A 23,417-nucleotide genomic window follows, 5' to 3' on the forward strand; every position below is an offset into this window, starting at 1 on the left:
GCCGGGGTCCATGGAGACCGGCCCTTACTCGTTCTACGGGGTCACGGGGCTCAGCCCAGCAGCTCCACCTCCGCCAACTCGGCCCCCGAACCCGTCGCCACGAGCCGGTACTTCGCGTACGCCCCCGGCTTCGCCACCGAGAACACCCGGGTCTGCCGGGCCCACGCGAAGGACTCACCGTCCCGCCGGTCCAGGTCCGTCCAGGTCACGCCGTCCGCCGAGCCCTGGAGCACCCAGCCGGCCGGCGCCTTCGCCCGGTCCGCCGACGAGGTCAGCGTGTACTGGACCGCCTTGACCGGACCGGTGACGGGAAGATCGAGAGTGCCCGCCACCGGCCCCGCCGTCACCGACGTGTCGTCGAACAGCGCCCCCGCAGCCCCGGTACCGCGGGCCACCAGGTCCGCCCGAGGCGCCGGCACCTTGTCGTCCTTGGTGATCGACACCGGCGCCGCCGAGGCGCCCGTGCCCCACGCCGACGGCTTCGGGCCCATGTCGAACTTCAGCGTGCCGCCCTTGGCGAGCAGCTCGTGCGGCAGCGCCGTCGACTTCCACGCCACGCCGTTCACCTTCACGCCCTGGACGTAGATGTTGGTGGCGCTGTTGCGCGGCGCCTCCACCACCAGCGTGCGGCCGTTGTCCATCCGCACGGTCGCCTTCGTGAAGAGCGGCGAGCCGATCGCGTACTCCCCGCTGCCCATCACCAGCGGGTAGAAGCCGAGCGCCGAGAACAGGAACCAGGCCGACTGCTCGCCGTTGTCCTCGTCGCCGTGGTAGCCCTGCCCGATCTCGCTGCCGGTGTAGAGCCGCGAGAGCACCTCGCGTACCTTCTCCGCGGTCTTCCAGGGCTGCCCGGCCGCGTCGTACATGTACGGCACGTGGTGCGCGACCTGGTTGGAGTGCCCGTACATGCCCATCCGCACGTCCCGGGCCTCGGTCATCTCGTGGATGACGCTGCCGTACGAGCCGGAGACATCGGGCGAGGCCGTCTCGGGCGTCGAGAAGTAGGCGTCCAGCTTCTTCGCGAGGCCGGACCGCCCGCCGTACAGATTGGCCAGTCCTCGGGAGTCCTGCGGGGCGGTGAAGGCATAGCCCCACCCGTTCGTCTCCGTGTAGTCGTAGCCCCAGATCCGCGGGTCGTACGACTCCGAGGGCACCCGCCAGGCGCCGTTCGCGTCCCGGCCCTGGAAGAAGCCGGCCTTGGCGTCGAAGAGGCCGACGTACTTGCGGGCCCGGTCGAGGAAGTACGCCGACTCCTCCGCGTACCGCTTCTTGCCGGTCTTCTTGTAGAGCGCCTCGCCCATCTTCGCGATGCCGTAGTCGTTGAGGTAGCCCTCCAGGGACCAGGACAGGCCCTCGTGGGTGGCGGTGGAGGCGTAGCCGGTGAAGGTGGAGGTCGCCGTGCCCTTGCGGCCCACGCCGCCGCTCGGCGGGGCCACGGTGGCGTTCTTCAGCGCCGCCTCGTACGCCGCCTCCGCGTCGAAGTCGACGCCCTTCACGTACGCGTCCGCGAAGGCCACGTCCGAGGAGGTGCCGGTCATCAGGTCCGCGTAGCCGGGGGAGGACCAGCGGGAGATCCAGCCGCCGTCCTTGTACTGCTGCACGAAGCCGTCGACCAGCTCGCCCGCCTTCTCCGGGGTGAGGAAGGAGTAGGCCGGCCAGGTGGTGCGGTAGGTGTCCCAGAAGCCGTTGTTGACGTACGCCTTGCCGTCGACGATCTTCGCGCCGGTACGGGTCGGGGTGTCGGGCCCGGCCGGAGCGGAGAAGGGGCTGGCGTACTTGTAGGTCGAACCGACCTTCTCCGAGGCCGAGTTGGGGTACAGGTAGAGCCGGTAGAGGCTGGAGTAGAGGGTGACCAGCTGGTCGTGGCTCGCGCCCTCCACCGTCACCCGGCCCAGCACCTCGTCCCAGGCGTCCTGCGCCCGCTCGCGCACCGCGTCGAAGGAGGTCCCCTCCGGGATCTCGCCGGCCAGGTTGGCCTTCGCCTGCTCGACGGAGATCAGCGAGGTCGCGATCCGCAGGTTCACCGTCCGGTCGGCGCCCGCGTCGAAGCGGAGGCTGCCCTTCACGCCCTGCGCCGCCGAGCTCGTGACCGGCGCGTCGAAGACGCCGTACACGAACATCCGGCCCGCGCCCGCCGACAGTCCGCTCTTCACGTCCGAGAAGCCGGTGAAGGAACGGGTCGCCGGGTCGAGGGCCAGCCCGCCCTGCTCGGTGACGTTGTCCAGGACCACGCTCGCGTCGTCCCCGGGGTAGCTGAAGCGCATCAGCGCCGCGTGGTCGGTCGGCGCCACCTCCGCCTTCAGGCCGTTGGTGAAGCTCACCCCGTACCCGTACGGCTTCGCCGACTCGTCGGTGTGCCGGAACGGCAGCGCGCGGGCCGCCTTGTCGGTCGGCACGGTCCCGGCCGCCGCCGACGGCATCACCTGGAAGGTCTGCCGGTCGCCCATCCACGGGCTCGGCTGATGGCTGACGGACAGCGCCTGCAGGGTCGGCAGGTTGTCGGCGTTGTTGCCGCGCGCGTACTCGTAGATCCAGCTCTGCGTGGACGCGTTGGTCACCGGCGTCCAGAAGTTGAAGCCATGGGGGACGGCGGTGGCGGGGAAGGTGTTGCCGCGTGAGAAGGAGCCCGAGGAGTTGGTGCCGCGGGTCGTCGAGGCGTACTCGGACAGGCGCTCGTAAGGCTGCTGCGGGGCCTTCGGCGCGATCGAGACGTCGTCGAGCCAGCCCTGGAACTTGCCCGGGCCCTTGGGGGAGTCGTACGCCACCAGGATCCGGTCCACCGTCTTGCCGTTGGCGACGTCGCCGATCCGCGCCGTGACCTGGTTCCACTGGTTGACGTAGAGGCGCTTGGCCGCGCCCTGGCCCTGCGGGGTGAGCGGCCCGCCGTACGAGTCGGTCGCGCCGAGCTCGCTCAGATAGGTGCCGTCGGTGAAGGCCAGGTCCACGGAGACGTTGGTGGCCGGATAGTTCAGATCGGTCTCGGAGGCCGACATCGACGGGAAGATCTTGTAGGAGAGCTCGGTGTTGCGGACGATCCGGGTGTCGACGTCGAAGACCTTGTTGTACGAGTACGCCCGGCCCTCGCCCTGGTGCGTGCCCGCGTAGCGCAGCGCGCGCTTCCCGGTGTAGCCGGCGCCGGCCTTGGCGGTGGGGGAGCCGCTGGGGCCGCGGTCGACGGCGCTGCGCATGTCCTCGGGGACGGGCTGGGAGGTGTCCCCGTTCGAGAACTGGAGGTCGGCGAGCTGGGTGAGGCCCGCGCCGGCGTTCTTCGTGATCTCCAGACGGTAGTGGGCGTAGGCGGTCGCGCCGCCGGCGGCCGCGCCCGGGATGTCGTACGCCTTCGTCTCGAAGCGCTTGGCGAAGCTCTCGCCGCTCCGGGTGTCGAGCACGGTCCAGGTCTTCCCGTCGGCGGAGCCCTTCAGGGTCCAGTCCTTGGGGTCGCGCTCGGCGGCGTCATTGGCCGAGGTGAGCGCGTAGGTGGCGAGCTTCACCGGCTCGTCGGTGTCGAACTCGAGCCAGGCGGTGGGCTCGAAGACCAGCCATTTGGTGCCGGGCTGCAGGTCGACCAGGTTCTCCTTGACCTCGCCGGAGCCGGCGTTCTCACCGCTGGCGCGCACCGCGGTGACCCGGTCGGTCACATTGCCCGGAATGCCGCTGACGAATCCGCCGTCGACCCCCGATGTGCGCTTCTTTCCGTCGGGGCCGACTTCGACGGTGTTCCGCCAGGTCGGCTGGGTTTCGTCCGTTTCGAAGGAGGTGGTGAACTCCCGTGCGGAAGTGTCGGATTCACCCGTTCGGCCCGGAAGCGCCTGAGCCACCGTGGGGGTGAGGCTCAGGACGAGTGCCGCCGAGGCCGCAAGAGAGACCGCTCTGAGATGGGGACGCATGCCGTGTCGTCGCTCCTGCCGCTGGTTCTAGACAACGTTGTCAAACCGATTGCGCGAGTCCCCAGGAGAAGGGCGAATGATGCCCGTTGTCAAGGGTGTTGACGCCGATCGGAAGGAGGAAACGGGGCAGAAACGCCATCGTCGATTCGGAGGTCTCAACTCGGAGAAGACTGCACGGGAAAGCTGGTTTCGATCTTGCTCCCGCGAAGGGAAGTGGACTATACCTGTCGGCGTCCAGCCCGTCGTCGCGGAAACGCGGAAACCAACGGCGGCCCGACGCCTGCACGACCCAGCTGCAATTGACCGCGGTGGCGGGGCCCTTCGCCTGAGGCGAACTCTGTACGGGCGACCGGTACACCGCCTGAGTCCTGAATGAAGGCGAGGACTTGAGCATGGGATCCACCTCCGCCCCGAAGAATGAGGGCCTCGGCCGTCGCGATCTGATCAAGCGTTCCGCCGCCCTCGGTCTGATCTCGGTGCCCACGATGAGTTTCCTGTCCGCGTGCGCGTCCAGCGGGGGCGACGACTCGGCGTCCGACAAGCCCAAGGGCGAGAAGACGAAGGACAATCCGTTCGGCGTCGCCAAGGGCGGCAAGATCGACGTCGTCGTCTTCAAGGGCGGTTACGGCGACGACTACGCCAAGGCGTGGGAGGCCAGCTTCAACAAGAAGTGGGGCGTCAGCGCGACCCACACCGGCACCCAGGAGATCACCGGCAAGCTCCAGCCGCGCTTCAACGCCGGCAACCCGCCGGACATCGTCGACGACTCCGGCGCCCAGAAGATCAAGATCGACGTGCTGCAGAAGAACGGGCAGCTGCTCGACCTGGCCGAGGTCCTCGACGCGCCGTCGATCGACGACCCGAACAAGAAGGTCCGGGACACCCTGATCCCCGGCACCCTCGACGCGGGCATCCTGGAGGGCAAGACCGTCGCCCTCAACTACATCTACACGGTGTGGGGCCTGTGGTACTCCGGCAAGCTCTTCAAGGAGAAGGGCTGGACCGAGCCGAAGACCTGGGACGAGTTCCTGGCCATCTGCAAGGACGCCACCTCGCAGGGCATCGGCGGCCTCGCCCACCAGGGCAAGTACCCGTACTACATCAACGTCGCCATCATGGACCTGATCGCCAAGAAGGGCGGTCTGGACGCCATGAAGGCGATCGACAACCTCGACCCCAAGGCCTTCGTCGGCTCCGACGCGGCCAAGGCGGCCGTCGAGGCGATCTACGAGGTGGTCGAGAAGGGCTACCTCATGCCCGGCACCAACGGCCTCACCCACACCGAGTCGCAGACCCGGTGGAACCAGTACAAGGCCGCCTTCATCACCTCCGGCTCCTGGCTGGAGAACGAGCAGCTGAAGCAGACCCCGGCCGACTTCGACATGAAGTTCATGCCGATGCCGCTGCTGCCCGGCAGCAAGATGCCGTACGAGGCGATCCGCGCCGGCTCCGGCGAGCCCTTCATCATCCCGGCCAAGGCCAAGAACCTGGCCGAGGCGAAGGAGTTCATGCGGATGATGCTCTCCAAGGAGTGGTCGACGCTCTTCGCCAAGGAGGCCAACTCGCTCACCATCCTCGCCGACGGCGTGGACCCGAGCGTCAAGCTCCGCCCGGGCACCCAGTCCACGGTCGAGGCCTCCAAGAAGGCCGGCAGCAACACCTTCCGCTTCCTGTACACCGAGTGGTACAGCGAGATGGACACCGAGATCCAGAACGCCTCCAACGAGCTGATGGCCAAGCGCATCCAGCCCGCGGAATGGCTGAAGCGGGCCCAGGCCGCGGTCGACAAGGCGGCCAAGGACCCGGCGGCCAAGAACAACCACCGCGACTGACCGAGCGGACAGAGCTCGCGGAGCGGTCGCACCTCGCGCCGCACTCCGCCGGGGACATCAGGGACAGGAACGCCATGCGCAAAGGGCAGTACAAGTTCGTCACGGGATTCCTCTTCATACCCGTGGCCCTCTATCTGGTCTTCGTCATCTGGCCGTACATCCAGACGTTCGGCTACTCGCTGACCGACTGGAAGGGCCAGTCGCAGACCTTCTCCTTCGTCGGCCTCGACAATTACGTGGCCCTTTTCGAGGACGACGTCTTCCTGGGAGCGGTCTGGCACAACATCCTGTTCCTGGTGTTCATCCCGGTGATCACCATCCTGCTCGCCCTCTTCCTCGCCTTCATGGTGAACGCGGGCGGGCGCAGCAAGGCCGGCGGCGTCGCGGGCGTCGCCGGGTCGAAGTTCTACAAGATCGTGTACTTCTTCCCGCAGGTGCTCTCGCTCGCGATCCTCGCGGTGCTCTTCGGCGCCGTGTACCGCAGCGACACCGGCGGCATGCTCAACGGATTCCTGCTGAAGCTCGGCCTCATCGACGCCGACCGGCCGGTCGAATGGCTCAACGAGCCCAACTTCGTGCTGTGGGCGCTCATCGCGGTCGTCGTCTGGCACGGCGTCGGCTTCTACCTGGTGCTGTTCTCGGCCGCCATGCAGTCCATCCCGAAGGACATCTACGAGGCGGCGCTGATCGACGGCGCCGGCCGCGCCCAGTCCTTCTTCCGCATCACCCTGCCGCTGCTGTGGGACTCCGTGCAGACCGCCTGGGTCTACCTCGGCATCGTGGCGATGGACATGTTCGTCCTCGTCTCGACGATGACCTCGGGCGACTACGGCGGCGGCCCCGACCACCACAGCGAGACGATGTCCACGGTCATGATGCGGAACTTCCTCTACTTCGGTAAGAGCGGTTACGCGTGTGCCATGGGCGTGGTCATGCTGCTGCTCACCCTGATCGTGTCCGTGGTCACGCTGCGCGCCACCCGCCGCGAGCGCCTCGAGTTCTGAGCGGGAGAACCCTCGATGACTGCACCCATCCAGAAGTCCGACGCCCCCACGGCGGGCGGCGCCGCCGTGCCGCGCCAGCGCGCCGCCCGCAAGGGCAGCACCCCGGCCCCCGGCCCGGCCCGCGAGGGCATGGTCCTGAACGTCTTCTCGCACGGCTTCCTCGCCGTCTGGGCCCTGCTGATCGTGCTGCCGCTGCTGTGGCTGGTGCTCAGTTCCTTCAAGACCGACTCCCAGATCGCGGGCTCGGCGTTCGGCTGGCCGGCCAACTGGTCCTTCGACGTCTTCACCCGGGCCTGGGACAAGGGCATCGGCGACTACTTCCTGAACACCGTGATCGTCCTGGTGTTCTCGGTGCCGCTGACCATGCTCTTCGGCTCGATGGCCGCCTACGTCCTGGCGCGCTACGAGTTCTGGGGCAACCGGCTCATCTACTACTTCTTCGTGGCCGGCGCGATGTTCCCGGTCTTCCTGGCCCTGGTCCCGCTCTTCTTCATGGTGAAGATGCTCGGGATGCTCAACACCTACCAGGGTCTGATCCTGGTGTACGTCGCCTACTCGATGCCGTTCACCGTCTTCTTCATGCACTCCTTCTTCCGGACCCTGCCGACGGCGGTCTTCGAGGCGGCGATCCTGGACGGGGCCTCGCACACCCGGGCCTTCTTCCAGGTGATGCTGCCGATGGCGAAGCCGGGTCTGATCAGCGTGGGCATCTTCAACACGCTGGGGCAGTGGAACCAGTTCGTGCTGCCGACCGTGCTCATGCAGCCGCAGACCGGTGACGACCCCGAGCGCTACGTGCTGACCCAGGGCCTGATCCAGCTCCAGCAGCAGCAGGGGTACGAGACGGATCTGCCGGTGCTCTTCGCCGGCGTGACCATCGCCATGATCCCGATGCTTGTGGTGTACCTGTCCTTCCAGCGGCAGGTCCAGGCGGGTCTCACTTCGGCCACGCTCAAGTAACGAAAACGCCGCTCGACGTCCGGCCCCGAGGACACGGTCCTCGGGGCCGGACTTTTTGCTTCCGGATTCCACTACCGTCGAGGACTTGACGGCGACAAGCCCTACAGCGGAGCTTGGAGTTCATAACTTGTACACGTCGTAGGGTGGAGAGAGTCAATGGAGACTCCGGGGTCGCAGTCGTCGCTGCACCGGGCCAATCTCGAGCGGGTCGTCCGGGCGGTACGGATGGCCGGATCGCTCACCCAGGCGGAGATCGCCCGGACGACCGGCCTGTCCGCCGCCACGGTCTCCAACATCGTGCGGGAGCTGAAGGAAGGCGGCACGGTCGAGGTCACCCCGACCTCCGCCGGGGGCCGCCGGGCCCGCAGCGTCTCGCTCAGCGGCGACGCCGGCATCGTCATCGGCGTCGACTTCGGCCACACGCACCTGCGGGTCGCGGTCGGCAACCTGGCGCACCAGGTGCTCGCCGAGGAAGCGGAGCCGCTGGACGTGGACGCCTCGTCCGCGGAGGGCTTCGACCGGGCCGAGCAGCTGGTCAGCCGCCTGATCGCGGCCACCGGCATCGGCCGGGACAAGGTCGTCGGGGTGGGCCTCGGCGTGCCGGGCCCGATCGACGTCTCCTCGGGCCTGCTCGGCTCCACCTCGATCCTGCCGGGCTGGAGCGGGATCAACCCGGCCGACGAGCTCTCGGCCCGCCTGGGCGTCCCCGTGCACGTCGACAACGACGCCAACCTCGGCGCGCTCGGCGAGCTGGTCTGGGGCAGCGGGCGGGGCGTCAAGGACCTCGCGTACATCAAGGTGGCCAGCGGTGTCGGTGCCGGCCTGGTGATCGACGGGCGGGTCTACCGGGGCCCGGGCGGCACCGCCGGCGAGATCGGGCACATCACGCTCGACGAGTCGGGCCCGGTCTGCCGCTGCGGCAACCGGGGCTGCCTGGAGACCTTCACGGCCGCCCGCTACGTACTGCCGCTGCTCCAGCCGAGCCACGGGGCCGATCTGACCATGGAGCGGGTGGTCCAGCTGGCCCGCGAGGGCGATCCGGGCTGCCGCCGGGTGATCGCGGACGTCGGCCGGCACATCGGCAGCGGTGTCGCCAACCTCTGCAACCTTCTGAACCCGAGCAGGGTGGTCCTCGGCGGCGATCTGGCGGAGGCCGGTGAGCTGGTCCTGGCGCCCATCAGGGACTCCGTGTCGCGTTACGCGATCCCCAGCGCCGCCCGGCAGCTCTCGGTGGCCCCAGGGGCCCTGGGGGGCCGCGCCGAGGTGCTCGGCGCACTCGCCCTCGTACTCAGCGAGATGGGTGATTCGACGCTTCTGCACGGTTCTGAGGGGACGCTGCAGGGGCCTTCGGCGACCCGTACGCCTGCGTTCACTTAGATAACGAATGGCACCGTTGCCATCTCGTTAAGGATTTACTTCTTGACGGTTGCCCCGCGGCCGAGTTGACTTCCAGCCACCTCGGCCGCAACGTCGCGGCCTCGTCAGGGAGGCAACCCCACATGAACGCAGTGACGCGACGCGTCGTCATAGGCACGGCCGCGGTTTCCATGGCCCTCTCGATCGCCGCCTGTGGCAAGGCCGGCGACAACGCGGACGGCGCCGCCGCCGGCGGTGACACCAAGACCATCGGTCTGCTCCTGCCGGAGAACAAGACCACCCGCTACGAGACCTTCGACCGCCCGATCATCGAGGCGAAGATCAAGGCGCTCTGCGCCGACTGCGAGGTCAAGTACAACAACGCCGCGCAGGACACCGAGACGCAGAAGAAGCAGTTCGACGCGCTCGTCACGCAGGGCGTGAAGGTCATCATCCTGGACTCGGTCGACTACAAGGCCACCAAGTCCTGGGTGCAGCAGGCCGAGAAGAAGGGCGTCAAGGTCGTCGCGTACGACCGCCTGGCCGAGGGCCCGATCTCCGCCTACGTGTCGTACGACAACGAGAAGATCGGCCGCCTGCAGGGCGAGGCCCTGGTGAAGGCGCTCGGCGCCAACGCCAAGGACGCCAACGTTGTCATGATCAACGGCTCGCCGACCGACCCGAACGCCCCGCTGTTCAAGAAGGGCGCCCACAGCGCCATCGACAGCGCCGTGAAGAAGGTCGTCTACGAGCAGGACATCCCGGACTGGTCCCCGGACGAGGCCAACAAGAAGATGGGTGCCGCCATCGACTCCCTGGGCAAGACCGGCTTCCAGGGCGTGTACTCGGCCAACGACGGCATGGCCGGCGGCATCATCACCGCCCTCGCCAAGCAGGGCGTCAAGGTCCCGGTCGGCGGCCAGGACGCCGAACTCGCGGGTCTGCAGCGCATCCTGAAGGGCGACCAGGCCTTCACGATCTACAAGCAGATCAAGCCCGAGGCCGAGACCACCGCCGAGATCGCCGTCAAGCTCCTCAAGGGCGAGAAGATCGACGACCTCGTCCCGGTCAAGGTCGACAGCCTCACCGGCGAGTTCAAGGGCATCCCGGCCAAGCTGTACGACGCGCAGGTCGTGACCAAGGAGAACATCGCCTCCACGATCATCGCCGACAACGTCTACAAGGCGGCCGACATCTGCACCGCCGAGTACAAGGCGGCCTGCGACGCGGCGGGCATCAAGTAACCCCTGCCGCCCCACGGAACCGGTCCGGCGCTCCCGCCCCACTCCACGCCCCGCAAGCGGGGGCGGGGCGCCGGACTCCCCTCGCACCCCCCACCGCCCCTGTCGGGAGGGTGCCCCGCACCACATCCCCGCCGGTCAGGCGGCGAAGGAGATGATTCACGTGTCCGCTACGCCCGTGCTGGCGTTGCGCGGGGTCTCCAAGCGGTTCGGCGCCGTCCAGGTGCTCACCGATGTCGATCTGGAGATCCACGCCGGAGAGGTCGTCGCCCTGGTGGGCGACAACGGCGCCGGCAAGTCCACCCTCGTCAAGACGATCTCGGGCGTCCACCCGATCGACGAGGGCACCATCGAGTGGGACGGCCGCCCGGTCCAGATCACCAAGCCCCACGACTCCCAGAACCTCGGGGTCGCGACCGTCTACCAGGACCTGGCGCTCTGCGACAACCTCGACGTGGTCGCCAACCTCTTCCTCGGCAGCGAGCTCAGCTCCGGCACCGTCCTCGACGAGATCGCCATGGAGAAGCGCGCCCGGGAGCTGCTCGACACCCTGTCCATCCGGATCCCCTCGGTCCGCATACCCGTGGCCGCCCTCTCCGGCGGCCAGCGTCAGGTCGTGGCCATCGCCCGCGCCCTGATCGGCGACCCGAAGATCGTGATCCTGGACGAGCCCACCGCCGCCCTCGGCGTCGAGCAGACCGCACAGGTGCTCGACCTGGTGGAGCGGCTGCGCGAGCGCGGCCACGGCGTCATCCTCATCAGCCACAACATGGCCGACGTCCGCGCCGTCGCGGACAAGGTCGCCGTGCTCCGCCTCGGCCGCAACAACGGCGTCTTCGACGTCGCGGACACCACCCACGAGACGATCATCGCCGCCATCACCGGGGCCACGGACAACGCCGTGACCCGCCGGCAGGCCCGTACGGCTGCAAAGGAGGACGCCAAGTGAGTGACCTCGCCAAGACCCCCGAAGCCTCCGAGGCCCCCGAGACCGCTGTCGCGGAGGCGGAAGCCACCGAGACCGCCGTCGAGACCGCCGCCGTGGCCGAGTCCGCGGCGCCCGTCCCGGCCGTCGACCCCCGCCTCCTCGTCCGCGAGGAGGGCCTCAAGGGCTACTGGACCGAGTTCACCCGCAAGATCCGCGGCGGCGAGCTCGGCTCCCTGCCCGTCGTCCTCGGCCTGATCGTCATCGCGATCGTCTTCCAGCTCCAGAACAGCAACTTCCTGTCCGCGAGCTCGGTCGCCAACGTCACGGTCTACGCCTCCGGCCTCGGCATCATGGCCGTCGGCATCGTCTTCGTGCTCGTGCTCGGCGAGATCGACCTCTCCATGGGCTCGGTCGCCGGTGTCGGCGCCGCCGTCTGGGCCGGCCTCCAGGTCAGCAACGGCATGAACGAATGGCTGGCCATCGTGCTCGCGGTGCTCTCCGGCACCGCCATCGGCGCGCTGCACGGCTTCTTCTTCGCCAAGATCGGCGTCCCCGCCTTCGTGGTCACCCTGGCCGGCTTCCTCGGCTGGATGGGCTTCCAGGAATGGCTCATGGGCGGCGAGGGTTCCATCAACACGCCGTCCGGCAGCGTGGTGGAGAACCTCACCAACTACTTCTTCGCCGACAAGATCGCCGCCTACGGCCTCGCCCTGGTCGCGGTCGCCGCCTACCTGTTCTCGCTGCTCCGCGACAGCAGCCGCCGCAAGGCCGCACTGCTCCCGGCCCGCCCGGTCAGCGAGATCGTGCTGCGCACCGCCGTCGTCGCCCTCCTGGTCTTCGCCGTCGCGTACGTGATGAACGAGCCCGCCGGCGCCCGCGGCCTGCCGCTCGCCCTGGTGCTCTTCCTGGCCGTCCTGGTCCTCGCCGACTTCGTCGCCCGCCGCACCCTCTTCGGCCGCAAGGTCTTCGCGGTCGGCGGCAACGCCGAGGCGGCCCGCCGCGCCGGCATCGGCGTGGACGGCGTCCGGATCGCGGTCTTCGCGATCTCCGGCACCCTCGCCGCCTTCGGCGGCCTGTTCATCGCCAGCCTCTCCGGCGGCGCCACCAAGAGCCTCGGCGGCGGCAACACGCTGATGCTGGTCATCGCCGCGGCCGTGATCGGCGGCACCAGCCTCTTCGGCGGCCGCGGCAAGGTCTGGTCGGCGCTCCTGGGCATGATCGTGATCCAGTCGATCCAGCAGGGCCTGAACATGATCGGCATGTCCAACGCCATCCAGAACATGATCACCGGCGCGGTGCTGCTCGCCGCCGTCGTGATCGACTCGGTCTCCCGCCGCACGCAGAAGACCGCGGGTCGCGCGTAACCGACATCACGCACAGTCCGCCCGGCGCCGGAGAACCGGCGCCGGGCGCTGCTGCGTCCGGATCAACGTGGCGACCGCACGGATCAGCGGTGTGTCGGCCATCCGGGTGAGGACCGAGTCCCCGGCCCGATGCCCACGATCCAAGACGGAACATTAGACTCGACAAATCGGCAAGCTCGACCAGTTCAAAGCAAGGAGGCACGGGTGGCTCTGCTGACCCGTATCAGGGGACCGCGAGACCTGGACCGGCTCTCCTCGGAACAGCTGGAACAGCTGGCCGAGGAGATCAGGACTTTCCTCGTGGACGCCGTCTCCAAGACCGGCGGGCACCTCGGCCCCAACCTCGGCGTGGTCGAACTGACCATCGCCCTCCACCGCGTCTTCGACTCGCCCAAGGACCGCGTCCTGTGGGACACCGGCCACCAGAGCTATGTGCACAAGCTGCTCACCGGCCGCCAGGACTTCTCCAAGCTCAAGATGAAGGGCGGCCTGTCCGGCTACCCCTCGCAGGCCGAGTCCGAGCACGACGTCATCGAGAACTCGCACGCCTCGACCGTCCTCGGCTGGGCCGACGGCCTCGCCAAGGCCAACGAGGTCCTGAAGAAGGACGACCACGTCGTCGCCGTCATCGGCGACGGCGCGCTGACCGGAGGCATGGCCTGGGAGGCGCTCAACAACATCGCCGACGCCAAGGACCGCCAGGTCGTCATCGTCGTCAACGACAACGAGCGCTCCTACGCCCCCACCATCGGCGGACTCGCCAACCACCTGGCGACCCTGCGCACCACCGACGGCTACGAGCGCTTCCTCGCCCGCGGCAAGGACATCCTGGAGCGCACCCCGGTCGTCGGGAAGCCGCTCTACGAGACCCTGCACGGCGCCAAGAAGGGCCTGAAGGACTTCATCGCCCCGCAGGGCATGTTCGAGGACCTCGGCCTGAAGTACGTCGGCCCGATCGACGGCCACGACATCGAGGCCCTGGAGTCGGCGCTCACCCGCGCCAAGCGCTTCGGCGGCCCGGTCATCGTGCACTGCCTCACCGAGAAGGGCCGCGGCTACCAGCCGGCCCTGCAGGACGAGGCCGACCGCTTCCACGCGGTCGGCAAGATCCACCCCGACACCGGTCTGCCGATCTCCTCCTCGGGCGCCGACTGGACCAGCGTCTTCGGCGAGGAGATGGTCGCGCTCGGCAAGGAGCGCGAGGACATCGTCGCCATCACGGCGGCCATGCTCCAGCCGGTCGGCCTCGACAAGTTCGCCAAGGCCTTCCCGGAGCGGGTCTTCGACGTCGGCATCGCCGAGCAGCACGCCGCGGTCTCCGCGGCCGGCCTCGCCACCGGCGGTCTGCACCCGGTCTTCGCGGTCTACGCGACCTTCCTCAACCGCGCCTTCGACCAGGTCCTGATGGACGTGGCGCTGCACAAGTGCGGCGTCACCTTCGTGCTCGACCGGGCCGGCGTCACCGGCACCGACGGCGCCTCGCACAACGGCATGTGGGACATGTCGATCCTGCAGGTCGTGCCCGGCCTGCGGCTCGCCGCCCCGCGCGACGCCGACCAGGTCCGCGCCCAGCTGCGCGAGGCCGTCGAGGTCACCGACGCGCCCACCGTGGTGCGCTTCTCCAAGGGCGCGGTCGGCCCCGCGGTCCCGGCGCTGCGCCGGATCGGCGGCATGGACGTGCTGCGCGAGGCGGGCAGCGACAAGCCCGACGTCCTCCTGGTCTCCGTCGGCGCGCTCGCCCCGATGTGCCTGGAGATCGCCGGTCTCCTGGACCAGCAGGGCATCTCCACCACGGTGATCGACCCGCGCTGGGTCAAGCCCGTCGACGAGGCCCTGGCCCCGCTCGCCGAGCGCCACCGGGTGGTCGTCACCGTCGAGGACAACAGCCGCGTCGGCGGCGTCGGCTCCGCCGTGGCGCAGGCCCTGCGCGACGCGGGCGTCGACGTTCCGCTGCGTGACTTCGGCATCCCGCCGCGTTTCCTGGACCACGCCTCCCGCGGCGAGGTCCTGGCCGAGATCGGTCTGACCGCCCCGGACATCGCGCGCCAGGTCACCGGTCTGGTCTCGCGCCTCGACGGGCGGTACGAGAGCAGCAGCAAGGCCGTGGAGCCCGCCCGGGACTGACGGATCCTGAGACGCCCGTACCTCACACGGCGTCACCCTTGGGCCGGTCGGCTCACTCTTCGGAGTGCCGACCGGCCCTTCCGCGTGCATCCTGGCCTGAGGGCGGGCAGCCCCCTGCCAGGGCCCGCGCCAGGGAGGTGCTACGTGAGTACGGACCAGCAGCCACGAGCGAACGACGGTCTGTTCCGGACCAAGTCGGTCGAACAGTCGATCCGCGACACCGAGGAGCCCGAGCACGCGCTCAAGAAGTCCCTCTCCGCCTGGGACCTCACCGTGTTCGGCGTCGGCGTCATCATCGGCACCGGCATCTTCGTCCTCACCGGCAAGGTGGCGAAGGAGAACGCGGGACCGGCGACCGCCCTGGCCTTCGTCGCCGCGGGCATCGTCTGCGCCCTCGCCGCCCTGTGCTACGCGGAGTTCGCGTCGACGGTGCCCGTCGCCGGTTCGGCGTACACCTTCGCGTACGCCTCCATCGGCGAGCTGCCGGCCTGGATCATCGGCTGGGACCTCGTCCTGGAGTTCGCGCTCGGCACCGCGGTGGTGGCGGTCGGCTGGTCCGGCTATGTGCGCTCGCTGATGGACAACATCGGCTGGCACCTACCGGCGTCACTCGAAGGGCCGGACGTGCCGGGAGGCACCTTCGACATCCTGGCCTTCATCCTGGTCCTGGTCCTCACCGTGGTCCTGGTCCTCGGCATGAAGCTGTCCGCCCGGATCACCGCCCTGGTCGTCGCGATCAAGGTCACCGTGGTCATGATCGTGATCGTCGCCGGTCTGTTCTTCATCGTCGGCGACAACTACAAGCCGTTCATCCCCGACGCGGTCACCCCGGAGACCGGCGGCGGCTGGGAGACCGCCCCGCTGGTCCAGCTGATGTTCGGTTACGAGCCCACCAACTTCGGCGTGATGGGCATCTTCACCGCAGCGTCCGTGGTCTTCTTCGCCTTCATCGGCTTCGACGTGGTCGCCACCGCCGCCGAGGAGACCAAGCTGCCCCAGCGCGACATGCCCCGCGGCATCCTCGGCTCGCTCCTCATCTGCACGGTGCTGTACGTGGCGGTGGCCCTGGTCGTCACCGGTATGCAGCACTACACCGAACTGTCCGTCAGCGCCCCGCTCGCCGACGCCTTCAAGGCCGTCGGGCACCCGTTCTACGCGGGCGTGATCAGCTTCGGCGCCGCCATCGGCCTCACCACGGTCTGTCTGATCCTGCTGCTCGGCCAGACCCGGGTGTTCTTCGCGATGAGCCGCGACGGGCTGCTGCCGCGGTTCTTCTCCATCACCCACCCGAAGTTCCGCACCCCGTACCGCCCGACCATCCTGCTCGGCGTGATCATCGCGATCGTCGCCGGCTTCACCAGCATCAACGAGCTGGCGACCCTGGTGAACATCGGCACCCTGTTCGCCTTCGTGGTGGTCGCCGCCGGCGTGATGGTGCTCCGCCGCACCCGCCCCGACCTGCACCGCGCCTTCCGCACCCCGTGGGTGCCGGTGCTGCCGATCCTCTCCATCGCCGCCTCGCTGTGGCTGATGCTGAACCTGCCGGGCGAGACCTGGCTCCGCTTCGCCATCTGGATGATCATCGGCTTCGTCGTCTACTTCCTGTACGGCCGCCGGCACAGCCGCCTCGGCAAGCTGGGCCAGGACGCGAAGTACTGAAGCCCCCGCACCCGTTCGGCCTAAGGGAGAGCGCGCGGACCCACACAGTTCGCGCCGCTCTCCTCCACCCGCCGCCGCAGTTCCCGGTCGGCCGTGACCACCAGGCACGGCCGGCCTTCGGCGTTCCGGGCCAGCTCCGCGATCAGGTCGTCGCCGCTGCCAGACGCCTCCTCGATCCGTACCCCCGGCACCGCCGTAACGCCCCGCGCCCGCCCCTCCAGGACGAGCACGATCTCGTACGGCCCGGGGTACGGCCCCTCCACCGGCCCGCCCCGCTCGGCGAGCCGGTCCCGCAGCCGCTCGGCGGCCCCGCGCCGGTCCTTCCACCAGCCGTCGGGCACCGAGCCCACCACGTTGGCACCGTCGACGATCAGGAGAGGCAGCAGGTCCATGGGGACAGCATGACGGCCCGGCACCACCATCGTGGTACCGGGCCGCCACCCGTACGGGTTACGCGGTGGCGTTACGCCGGGACGCTCGCCACGCCCTGCGCCAGGAACCGCTTGCCGTTGACGCGCTCCGAGACGCCCTCACGGTCCAGGTACGGCGTGATGCCGCCCAGGTGGAAGGGCCAGCCCGCACCGGTGATCAGGCAGAGGTCGATGTCCTGCGCCTCGGCGACGACACCCTCCTCCAGCATCAGGCCGATCTCCTGCGCCACCGCGTCCAGGACGCGGTCGCGGGCCTGCTCCTCGGTCAGGACGACGTCGCCCTGCTTGAGGAGCGCGGCGACCTCGGGGTCGAGCTCCGGCTTGAAGCCGTTCTCCGGCTTGTAGACATAGAAGCCGCGCTTGCCGGCCTCGACGACGGCCTTCAGGTTGGGGGAGACCTTGAAGCGCTCCGGGAAGGCGCGGTTCAGGGTCTCGGAGACGTGCAGACCGATGGCCGGGCCGACGAGCTCCAGGAGGACCAGCGGGGACATCGGCAGGCCGAGCGGCTCGACCGCCTTCTCCGCCACGGCCACCGGGGTGCCCTCGTCGATGATGTTCTGGATCTCGCCCATGAAGCGGGTGAGGATGCGGTTCACGACGAACGCCGGGGCGTCCTTCGTCAGGACCGCGGTCTTCTTCAGCTTCTTGGCGACACCGAACGCGGTGGCCAGCGAGGCGTCGTCGGTCTTCTCGCCGCGGACGATCTCCAGGAGCGGGAGGACCGCGACCGGGTTGAAGAAGTGGAAGCCGACCACGCGCTCCGGGTGCTGGAGCTTGGAGGCCATCTCGCTGACGGACAGCGAGGAGGTGTTGGTGGCGAGGATCGCGTGCGCCGGGGCGACCGCCTCGACCTCCGCGAACACCGTCTGCTTGACCGACATCTCCTCGAACACGGCCTCGATGATGAAGTCCGCGTCCGCGAAGCCGGCGGCCTTGTCCAGGACACCGGTGACCAGGCCCTTGAGGCGGTTGGCCTTGTCCTGGTTGATGCGGCCCTTGCCGAGCAGCTTGTCGATCTCGCCGTGGACGTAGCCCACGCCCTTGTCGATGCGCTCCTGGTCGATGTCGGTCAGGACGACCGGCACCTCCAGGCGGCGCAGGAACAGCAGGGCCAGCTGGGAGGCCATCAGACCGGCGCCGACGACGCCGACCTTGGTGACCGGGCGGGCCAGGTTCTTGTCCGGGGCACCGGCCGGGCGCTTGCCGCGCTTCTGCACCAGGTTGAAGGCGTAGATGCCGGAGCGCAGCTCGCCGCCCATGATCAGGTCCGCGAGGGCCTGGTCCTCGGCGTCGAAGCCCTTCTGCAGGTCGCCGTCCTTGGCGGCCTCGATGATCGCCAGGGCGCGGTAGGCGGCCGGGGCGGCGCCGTGCACCTTGGAGTCGGCGATGGCGCGGCCCTTGGCGACGGCCTGGTCCCAGGCCTCGCCGCGGTCGACCTCGGGACGCTCGACGGTCACGGAGCCGTTCAGCACGCCGGCGGTCCAGATGAGCGACTGCTCAAGGAAGTCGGCGCCCTCGAAGATCGCGTCGGCGATGCCGAGCTCGAAGACCTGCTTGCCCTTGAGCTGACGGTTCTGGTTGAGGCTGTTCTCGATGATGACCGAGACGGCCTTCTCCGCGCCGATCAGGTTCGGCAGGATCGCGCAGCCGCCCCAGCCGGGGACGAGACCGAGGAAGACCTCGGGCAGCGAGAAGGCCGGGAGCGCCTTGGAGACGGTGCGGTAGCTGCAGTGCAGACCGACCTCGACGCCGCCGCCCATGGCCGCGCCGTTGTAGTACGCGAAGGTCGGCACGGCGAGCGCGGAAAGCCGCTTGAAGACGTCGTGGCCGCCCTTGCCGATGGCCAGCGCCTCGTCGTGCTGCTTCAGCAACTCGACGCCCTTGAGGTCGGCGCCGACGGCGAAGATGAACGGCTTGCCGGTGATGCCGACGCCGACGATCTCACCGTTGGCGGCCTCCGCCTCGACCTGGTCGATCGCCGTGTTCAGGTTGGCGAGGGACTGCGGGCCGAAGGTGGTCGGCTTGGTGTGGTCGAAGCCGTTGTCCAGCGTGATCAGCGCGAACCGGCCGGCGTTGGCCGGGAGTTCGAAGTGCCGTACGTGGGCCGAGGTCACGACCTCGTCCGGGAAGAGCTCGGCGGCGCCCTTCAGAAGCTCGGCGGTGGTGCTCACTTGCCCTCCCAGTGGGGGTTCTCCCAGATGACCGTCGCGCCCATGCCGAAGCCGACGCACATGGTGTTGAGGCCGTAGCGGACCTGCGGGTTCTCCTCGAACTGGCGGGCCAGCTGCGTCATCAGACGGACGCCGGAGGAGGCGAGCGGGTGGCCGTACGCGATGGCGCCGCCGTACTGGTTGACGCGCGCGTCGTCGTCGGCGATGCCGTAGTGCTCCAGGAACGCGAGGACCTGGACGGCGAAGGCCTCGTTGATCTCGAAGAGACCGATGTCCGAGATGGACAGGCCGGCCTTGGCAAGCGCCTTCTCGGTGGCCGGGATCGGGCCGTAGCCCATGACCTCGGGCTCCACGCCGGCGAAGGCGTAGGAGACCAGGCGCATCTTCACCGGGAGGTTGTTCTCGCGGGCGAAGTCCTCGGAGGCGATGATCGAGGCGGTGGCGCCGTCGTTCAGGCCGGCCGCGTTGCCCGCGGTGACGTTGCCGTGGACGCGGAACGGCGTCTTCAGGTTCGCCAGCGACTCCAGGGTGGTGCCCGGGCGCATCGGCTCGTCGGCGGTGACCAGGCCCCAGCCCGTCTCGCCGCCCTCGGGGGAGGTGCGGCGGACCGAGATCGGCACCAGGTCCTGCTGGATCTTGCCGTCGGCGTACGCCTTGGCGGCCTTCTCCTGCGAGCGCACGGCGTACTCGTCGGCGCGCTGCTTGGTGATGCTCGGGTAGCGGTCGTGCAGGTTCTCGGCGGTCATGCCCATGAAGAGGGCGGACTCGTCGACCAGCTTCTCGCTGACGAACCGCGGGTTCGGGTCCACGCCCTCGCCCATGGGGTGGCGGCCCATGTGCTCGACACCACCGGCGATGACGGCGTCGTACGCGCCGAAGGCGATCGAACCGGCCGTCGTCGTCACGGCGGTCAGCGCGCCGGCGCACATGCGGTCGATCGAGTAGCCCGGCACGGACTGCGGCAGACCGGCCAGGATGCCGGCGGTGCGGCCGAGGGTCAGGCCCTGGTCGCCGATCTGCGTGGTCGCGGCGATGGCGACCTCGTCGATCTTCGCGGGGTCGAGGCCGGGGTTGCGGCGCAGCAGCTCCCGGATGGCCTTGACGACGAGGTCGTCGGCGCGGGTCTCGTGGTAGATGCCCTTCGGGCCCGCCTTGCCGAACGGGGTACGGACGCCGTCGACGAAGACGACGTCCCTGACGGTACGAGGCACGATGGCTCTCCTCCAGGGTGCGGGATGGCACTGCTGCTGCGCGGGCACACGGCCCGACACGCACCTAAGCGCGCGCTTGCTCCCCCCATGCTACTTGCGGGTAACCAGACTGCCCAGTCCCCCCGCCCCAAGCGGCGAAGGTCACACCCGCCCGACGCACCGGACGGGTCACGTGTCCGCCGTCGGGATCGCCGCAGGGTCGCCCCGCCAGACGGTACGGATGCGGTCGAGGAGCCGCCGCAGAGCCGTCTCCCTGACGAACGGCAGCAGAACGTCGGCGTCCGTCGGCCGGAGCCGCCCCAGAGCGGCGAGGTCCAGCGTCAGGAGCAACGCCTCGGCGTGCTCGGCCAGCCAGTCGTCCCGGCCCAGCTCCCGGGCCAGCCGCAGCAGCCCGACCGTCAGACGTGGCCGCTCGGCCGCCGGGACGCCGGCCAGGGCGGCCCGGTGCCGGTCCAGAACACCGCGTGCCCGGCCCGGCCCGGCGTGCTGCCAGACATGGGTGGTGTCCGCCTGGGCGACGGCGGTGGCCAGGTCCGACTGCTCGCCGGCGGTCCGGAGGAATGCGCCCAGCCGGGAGGCGATCGTGTCCAGCTCGGCCTGGGCCACGTCGGGGCGTCCGGCCTGCTCCTGGACGCAGCCGAGCAGCAGCCGCCACGTGGCCGCGTGCCGCCCGGGAGCCGGGTCCGGCACCGCCGACAGGGTCAGGGCCCGCAGGACCTCCACGGCCGCGGGCCCCGGCAGCCGGGCGGCGTCGTGGACCAGCTGCCTCGCCACGGCCTCGCGCATCCGCGGCAGATCCTCCTCGGGCAGGTCCGGCAGCATCACGACCAGACCGGCATACGCGCCCGCCAGCTCCGTGGCCGTCCCATGGCTCCGGCTCAGCAGCGACACGAGCAGGTGGGCCGCGGAGCGGCTCTCTCCGGCCCCGTCCGAGTGGTACGTCCGCAGCGTGCCGGGCAGCCGATCGAGCAACGGGACCACGAGGTGGAGGAGGTCCGTGGCGTCGCTGTCGCCCACGAAGGCCACGCGGCGCATCAACTCCGTCGCGGAGACCGCGTCCGGCACGTGAAATCCGCCCTGACGGGGCGCCCGCACGGGTGCGGACCGGGCCGGGACGTCCCCGTATCCGGCGACGTCCGGGTCGTCCGCGCCCTCCTCGCGCACGGCGACCCGCAGTCCACGCCGCAGGGAGAGGAACCGGCTGAACGAGGTCCATGAGGCGTCACCGAACTGCGACCGCCACAGATGGGCGTGACGCGACCAGGCGTCGGCCGGCTCCCGGTGCCCGCACAGAAAAGTGGTCAGGTCGAGCTCCCCGGCGACCGCGACGGCCAGCAGCAGGAGGTTCGCGCCGTAGATCGCGTCACGCTCCACGGCGCTCTGGCCGATCGGCCGGTACGCGAGATCCCGGCCGCGCGAGCCGTCCTGCCCGGCCTGCGCGAAGAGCGCCCGCAGCAGTTCCACGAGCGACCGGCGGACATCCCCACCGTCCGCCGCGATCAGCTCGCGGACATTGCGCACCACCTCCGCGCGGTCGGTCAGCGGCACCACGGACAGCAGGGCGCGCAGCCGCCGGCCGACCGGTGGGCGCCCGTCGGCGGAATGAGCGGACAGCAGGGCGGCGAGCTCGCGGCTGATCAGCCGGGCCGCCAGATGCTCGCCGAAGGTGGCGTGAAGGAACTCGTACGAGCGCAGTTCCGCCTCCGCCACCACCGCCTGGGACTCGTGGACGAAGAAGAAGCGCCCGAAGACCAGCGGCGAGGGCTCGGCCTCCAGAAGGAGCGCGACATCCCGCTCGGCCTCCTGCGCCGTGATGCTCTGGCTGCCGCGATGGAACATGCCGGTCGCGATCACCGCGAGCCGCCGCAGCTCGTCCTCCACGGCTCCGGCCTCCGCGGCTTCCGGCAGCGGGCCCGCGTGCTTCACGACCTCCCGGCCAGATGACGGTCCACCGGGCGGGGCGCGAAGCGGAAGGACGGCGCCACATATCCCTCGGCGAGGCTGGGGATCACGAGACCCGAACCCTCGACGGCGGCGATGGGGGCCCGCAGCCGTGCCCGCGCCCGGTCGGGCGCGCGCCCGCCGTCGGCGAACGCGCTCAGCAGCGTGCCCATCCTGCCGAGCCCCGTGCGGTCCTCGCGGGCGGGCGGCTCGTCCTCCTCCATGGGCACGACCATGCTGTCGGACGTCAGACGGAACTCCGGGCAGTCCCAGCAGAGGCCGGACACCAGGGCGTCGTACCTCCGCATCGCCTCCCGCGCGAGCTGCTCGGGTGCGGGGCCGCCCGGAGCGGCCGGGCGTCGTACGACCTCCCCCGCCGCCCGGTACGAGGCGGCGAGCTCGGCGCGCAGCTCCGCCGGCTCCCGGACCCGGAACGAGCCCAGCTCGATCTGGCCGAGCTCGTGGAGGACGTCGGTGGTGACATCGGCCGGACCGGCGCTCCAATCCTCGGCAGGCGTGAAGCCCGCCCGGGCCACGGCCTCGCAGAACGCGGCGACATGCAGGACGACGTCGGCCGCGCACAGCAGCGCGGTCCGCTCCGTGCCCAGGGCGGCGCGCACCCGGCCGGGGTATCCGTCGAGGAGCGCCCGCAGGTCCGCCGGTGGAGAACCGTCCAGGGTCAGCGGCGCCAGCAGCTCCTCGGCGAAGTCCTGCAGCCGCGCCCGCCTCCCGGCCAGGACGGCGACCGCGCCGGCGACATCACCCCCGTCCTCCTCCAGCCAGGCCCGCCGGTCCACCTCGGGACGCGGCGGGCGCTGTCGGCGCTGCTCGCCGGCCTCGGCGTCGGCGAGCACCTCCAGCTCCGCATGGCGGAACCGCCAGTAGGCCGGGTCGAGTGAGAGACCGGGCAGATCGGGGACGCTCGTGTGCTCGCGGCAGAACCGGACGATCCGCAAGACGTCGTCCAGCCGGGGAGCGGTGGAACGGCGTCCGGCCAGCAGCTCGGAGACAGTCGACTCGCTCCGGTGCAGGGCCCGCGCCAGAGCCGACTGCGGCACGTGGTGTGCCTGGACGAGATGGCGCAGCGCGGCACAGAAATGGGCGACGGCGCCCGGAGCATCGGTCACGAACTGGCCCCCCGACATTCGGACGACTTCGGCCCCAGAAGCAGCAGCGTACGTGCTGACCTGCCAGGACCGCCCGATGCTTCGGGAATCTTCGGCCACTCGCCGCCCGGGGCGGCCGGTGGCCCACAGTCGGTCGGGCGGTGGTCCGGAACCGCCGCCCGACCGAGGGGAGTTCCCATGT

15 protein-coding genes are annotated in these 23,417 nt (G+C 69.8%); 9 read left to right on the plus strand and 6 right to left on the minus strand.

Annotated elements, in window-relative coordinates; translation table 11 throughout:
• Window positions 1-50 precede the first annotated feature (50 nt).
• On the minus strand, window positions 51-3,887 hold the full coding sequence (locus JAO84_RS28860) for a GH92 family glycosyl hydrolase (protein WP_370415442.1): 3,837 nt from the start codon (window positions 3,885-3,887) through the stop codon (window positions 51-53).
• A 392-nt stretch (window positions 3,888-4,279) separates the two neighbouring features.
• Between JAO84_RS28860 and ngcE the strand changes: the two genes are divergently transcribed.
• From ngcE to JAO84_RS28905, 9 genes are all read left to right on the plus strand, one after another.
• Window positions 4,280-5,719 carry an N-acetylglucosamine/diacetylchitobiose ABC transporter substrate-binding protein gene (gene ngcE / locus JAO84_RS28865; RefSeq protein ID WP_265868449.1) on the plus strand — a complete coding sequence of 480 codons (1,440 nt, stop codon included), beginning with the start codon at window positions 4,280-4,282 and terminating at the stop codon, window positions 5,717-5,719.
• A 74-nt stretch (window positions 5,720-5,793) separates the two neighbouring features.
• Window positions 5,794-6,723 carry a carbohydrate ABC transporter permease gene (locus JAO84_RS28870; RefSeq protein ID WP_370415443.1) on the plus strand — a complete coding sequence of 310 codons (930 nt, stop codon included), beginning with the start codon at window positions 5,794-5,796 and terminating at the stop codon, window positions 6,721-6,723.
• 15 nt (window positions 6,724-6,738) lie between these two features.
• Complete coding sequence (locus tag JAO84_RS28875; protein ID WP_370415444.1) at window positions 6,739-7,683, plus strand: carbohydrate ABC transporter permease; 945 nt, start codon at window positions 6,739-6,741, stop codon at window positions 7,681-7,683.
• Window positions 7,684-7,839: 156 nt separating this feature from the next.
• Window positions 7,840-9,060 (plus strand): ROK family protein, encoded by a 1,221-nt coding sequence (locus JAO84_RS28880; RefSeq protein ID WP_370415445.1) that lies wholly within the window; start codon window positions 7,840-7,842, stop codon window positions 9,058-9,060.
• A 122-nt stretch (window positions 9,061-9,182) separates the two neighbouring features.
• A complete protein-coding gene (locus JAO84_RS28885) occupies window positions 9,183-10,283 on the plus strand; it encodes a substrate-binding domain-containing protein (protein WP_370415446.1) in 1,101 nt (366 codons plus the stop codon).
• A gap of 151 nt (window positions 10,284-10,434) precedes the next feature.
• Complete coding sequence (locus JAO84_RS28890; protein ID WP_265868444.1) at window positions 10,435-11,229, plus strand: ATP-binding cassette domain-containing protein; 795 nt, start codon at window positions 10,435-10,437, stop codon at window positions 11,227-11,229.
• Window positions 11,226-12,572: a sugar ABC transporter permease gene (locus tag JAO84_RS28895; RefSeq protein ID WP_370415447.1), complete on the plus strand. Its 1,347-nt coding sequence runs from the start codon at window positions 11,226-11,228 to the stop codon at window positions 12,570-12,572. The genes JAO84_RS28890 and JAO84_RS28895 overlap by 4 nt, the downstream gene beginning before the upstream one ends.
• A gap of 204 nt (window positions 12,573-12,776) precedes the next feature.
• The gene (gene dxs, locus JAO84_RS28900; protein WP_370415448.1) at window positions 12,777-14,696 is read left to right on the plus strand and encodes a 1-deoxy-D-xylulose-5-phosphate synthase; all 1,920 of its coding nucleotides are present in this window, start codon (window positions 12,777-12,779) and stop codon (window positions 14,694-14,696) included.
• Between the two features lie 144 nt (window positions 14,697-14,840).
• Window positions 14,841-16,355, plus strand: coding sequence for an amino acid permease (locus tag JAO84_RS28905; protein WP_370415449.1), 1,515 nt, complete (start codon window positions 14,841-14,843; stop codon window positions 16,353-16,355).
• A gap of 20 nt (window positions 16,356-16,375) precedes the next feature.
• Here the strand turns inward: JAO84_RS28905 and JAO84_RS28910 are convergent, their stop codons facing one another.
• The 5 genes from JAO84_RS28910 to JAO84_RS28930 all read right to left on the minus strand — a co-directional run bounded on the left by JAO84_RS28910 (window position 16,376) and on the right by JAO84_RS28930 (window position 23,236).
• On the minus strand, window positions 16,376-16,747 hold the full coding sequence (locus JAO84_RS28910) for an NTP pyrophosphohydrolase (RefSeq protein WP_370415450.1): 372 nt from the start codon (window positions 16,745-16,747) through the stop codon (window positions 16,376-16,378).
• 71 nt (window positions 16,748-16,818) lie between these two features.
• Window positions 16,819-18,957, minus strand: coding sequence for a 3-hydroxyacyl-CoA dehydrogenase NAD-binding domain-containing protein (locus JAO84_RS28915; RefSeq protein ID WP_370415451.1), 2,139 nt, complete (start codon window positions 18,955-18,957; stop codon window positions 16,819-16,821).
• Window positions 18,954-20,168, minus strand: a complete 1,215-nt coding sequence (locus JAO84_RS28920; protein ID WP_265868438.1) for an acetyl-CoA C-acyltransferase — start codon at window positions 20,166-20,168, stop codon at window positions 18,954-18,956. Before JAO84_RS28920 ends, JAO84_RS28915 begins: the two co-directional genes overlap by 4 nt.
• Before the next feature lie 168 nt (window positions 20,169-20,336).
• The gene (locus tag JAO84_RS28925) at window positions 20,337-22,094 is read right to left on the minus strand and encodes a hypothetical protein (RefSeq protein ID WP_370415452.1); all 1,758 of its coding nucleotides are present in this window, start codon (window positions 22,092-22,094) and stop codon (window positions 20,337-20,339) included.
• Window positions 22,091-23,236 (minus strand): helix-turn-helix domain-containing protein, encoded by a 1,146-nt coding sequence (locus JAO84_RS28930; RefSeq protein WP_370415453.1) that lies wholly within the window; start codon window positions 23,234-23,236, stop codon window positions 22,091-22,093. The genes JAO84_RS28925 and JAO84_RS28930 overlap by 4 nt, the downstream gene beginning before the upstream one ends.
• Window positions 23,237-23,417 lie beyond the last annotated feature (181 nt).

The sequence above is a fragment of the Streptomyces fradiae genome (genome assembly GCF_041270065.1).
Taxonomy (GTDB): Bacteria; Actinomycetota; Actinomycetes; order Streptomycetales; family Streptomycetaceae; genus Streptomyces.

Excerpts from the sequence above, each read along its gene's own strand:
- JAO84_RS28860 (WP_370415442.1), bottom strand. The coding sequence starts at position 3,887 with ATGCGTCCCCATCTCAGAGCGGTCTCTCTTGCGGCCTCGGCGGCACTC.
- ngcE (WP_265868449.1), top strand. The coding sequence starts at position 4,280 with ATGGGATCCACCTCCGCCCCGAAGAATGAGGGCCTCGGCCGTCGCGAT.
- JAO84_RS28870 (WP_370415443.1), top strand. The coding sequence starts at position 5,794 with ATGCGCAAAGGGCAGTACAAGTTCGTCACGGGATTCCTCTTCATACCC.
- JAO84_RS28875 (WP_370415444.1), top strand. The coding sequence starts at position 6,739 with ATGACTGCACCCATCCAGAAGTCCGACGCCCCCACGGCGGGCGGCGCC.
- JAO84_RS28880 (WP_370415445.1), top strand. The coding sequence starts at position 7,840 with ATGGAGACTCCGGGGTCGCAGTCGTCGCTGCACCGGGCCAATCTCGAG.
- JAO84_RS28885 (WP_370415446.1), top strand. The coding sequence starts at position 9,183 with ATGAACGCAGTGACGCGACGCGTCGTCATAGGCACGGCCGCGGTTTCC.
- JAO84_RS28890 (WP_265868444.1), top strand. The coding sequence starts at position 10,435 with ATGATTCACGTGTCCGCTACGCCCGTGCTGGCGTTGCGCGGGGTCTCC.
- JAO84_RS28910 (WP_370415450.1), bottom strand. The coding sequence starts at position 16,747 with ATGGACCTGCTGCCTCTCCTGATCGTCGACGGTGCCAACGTGGTGGGC.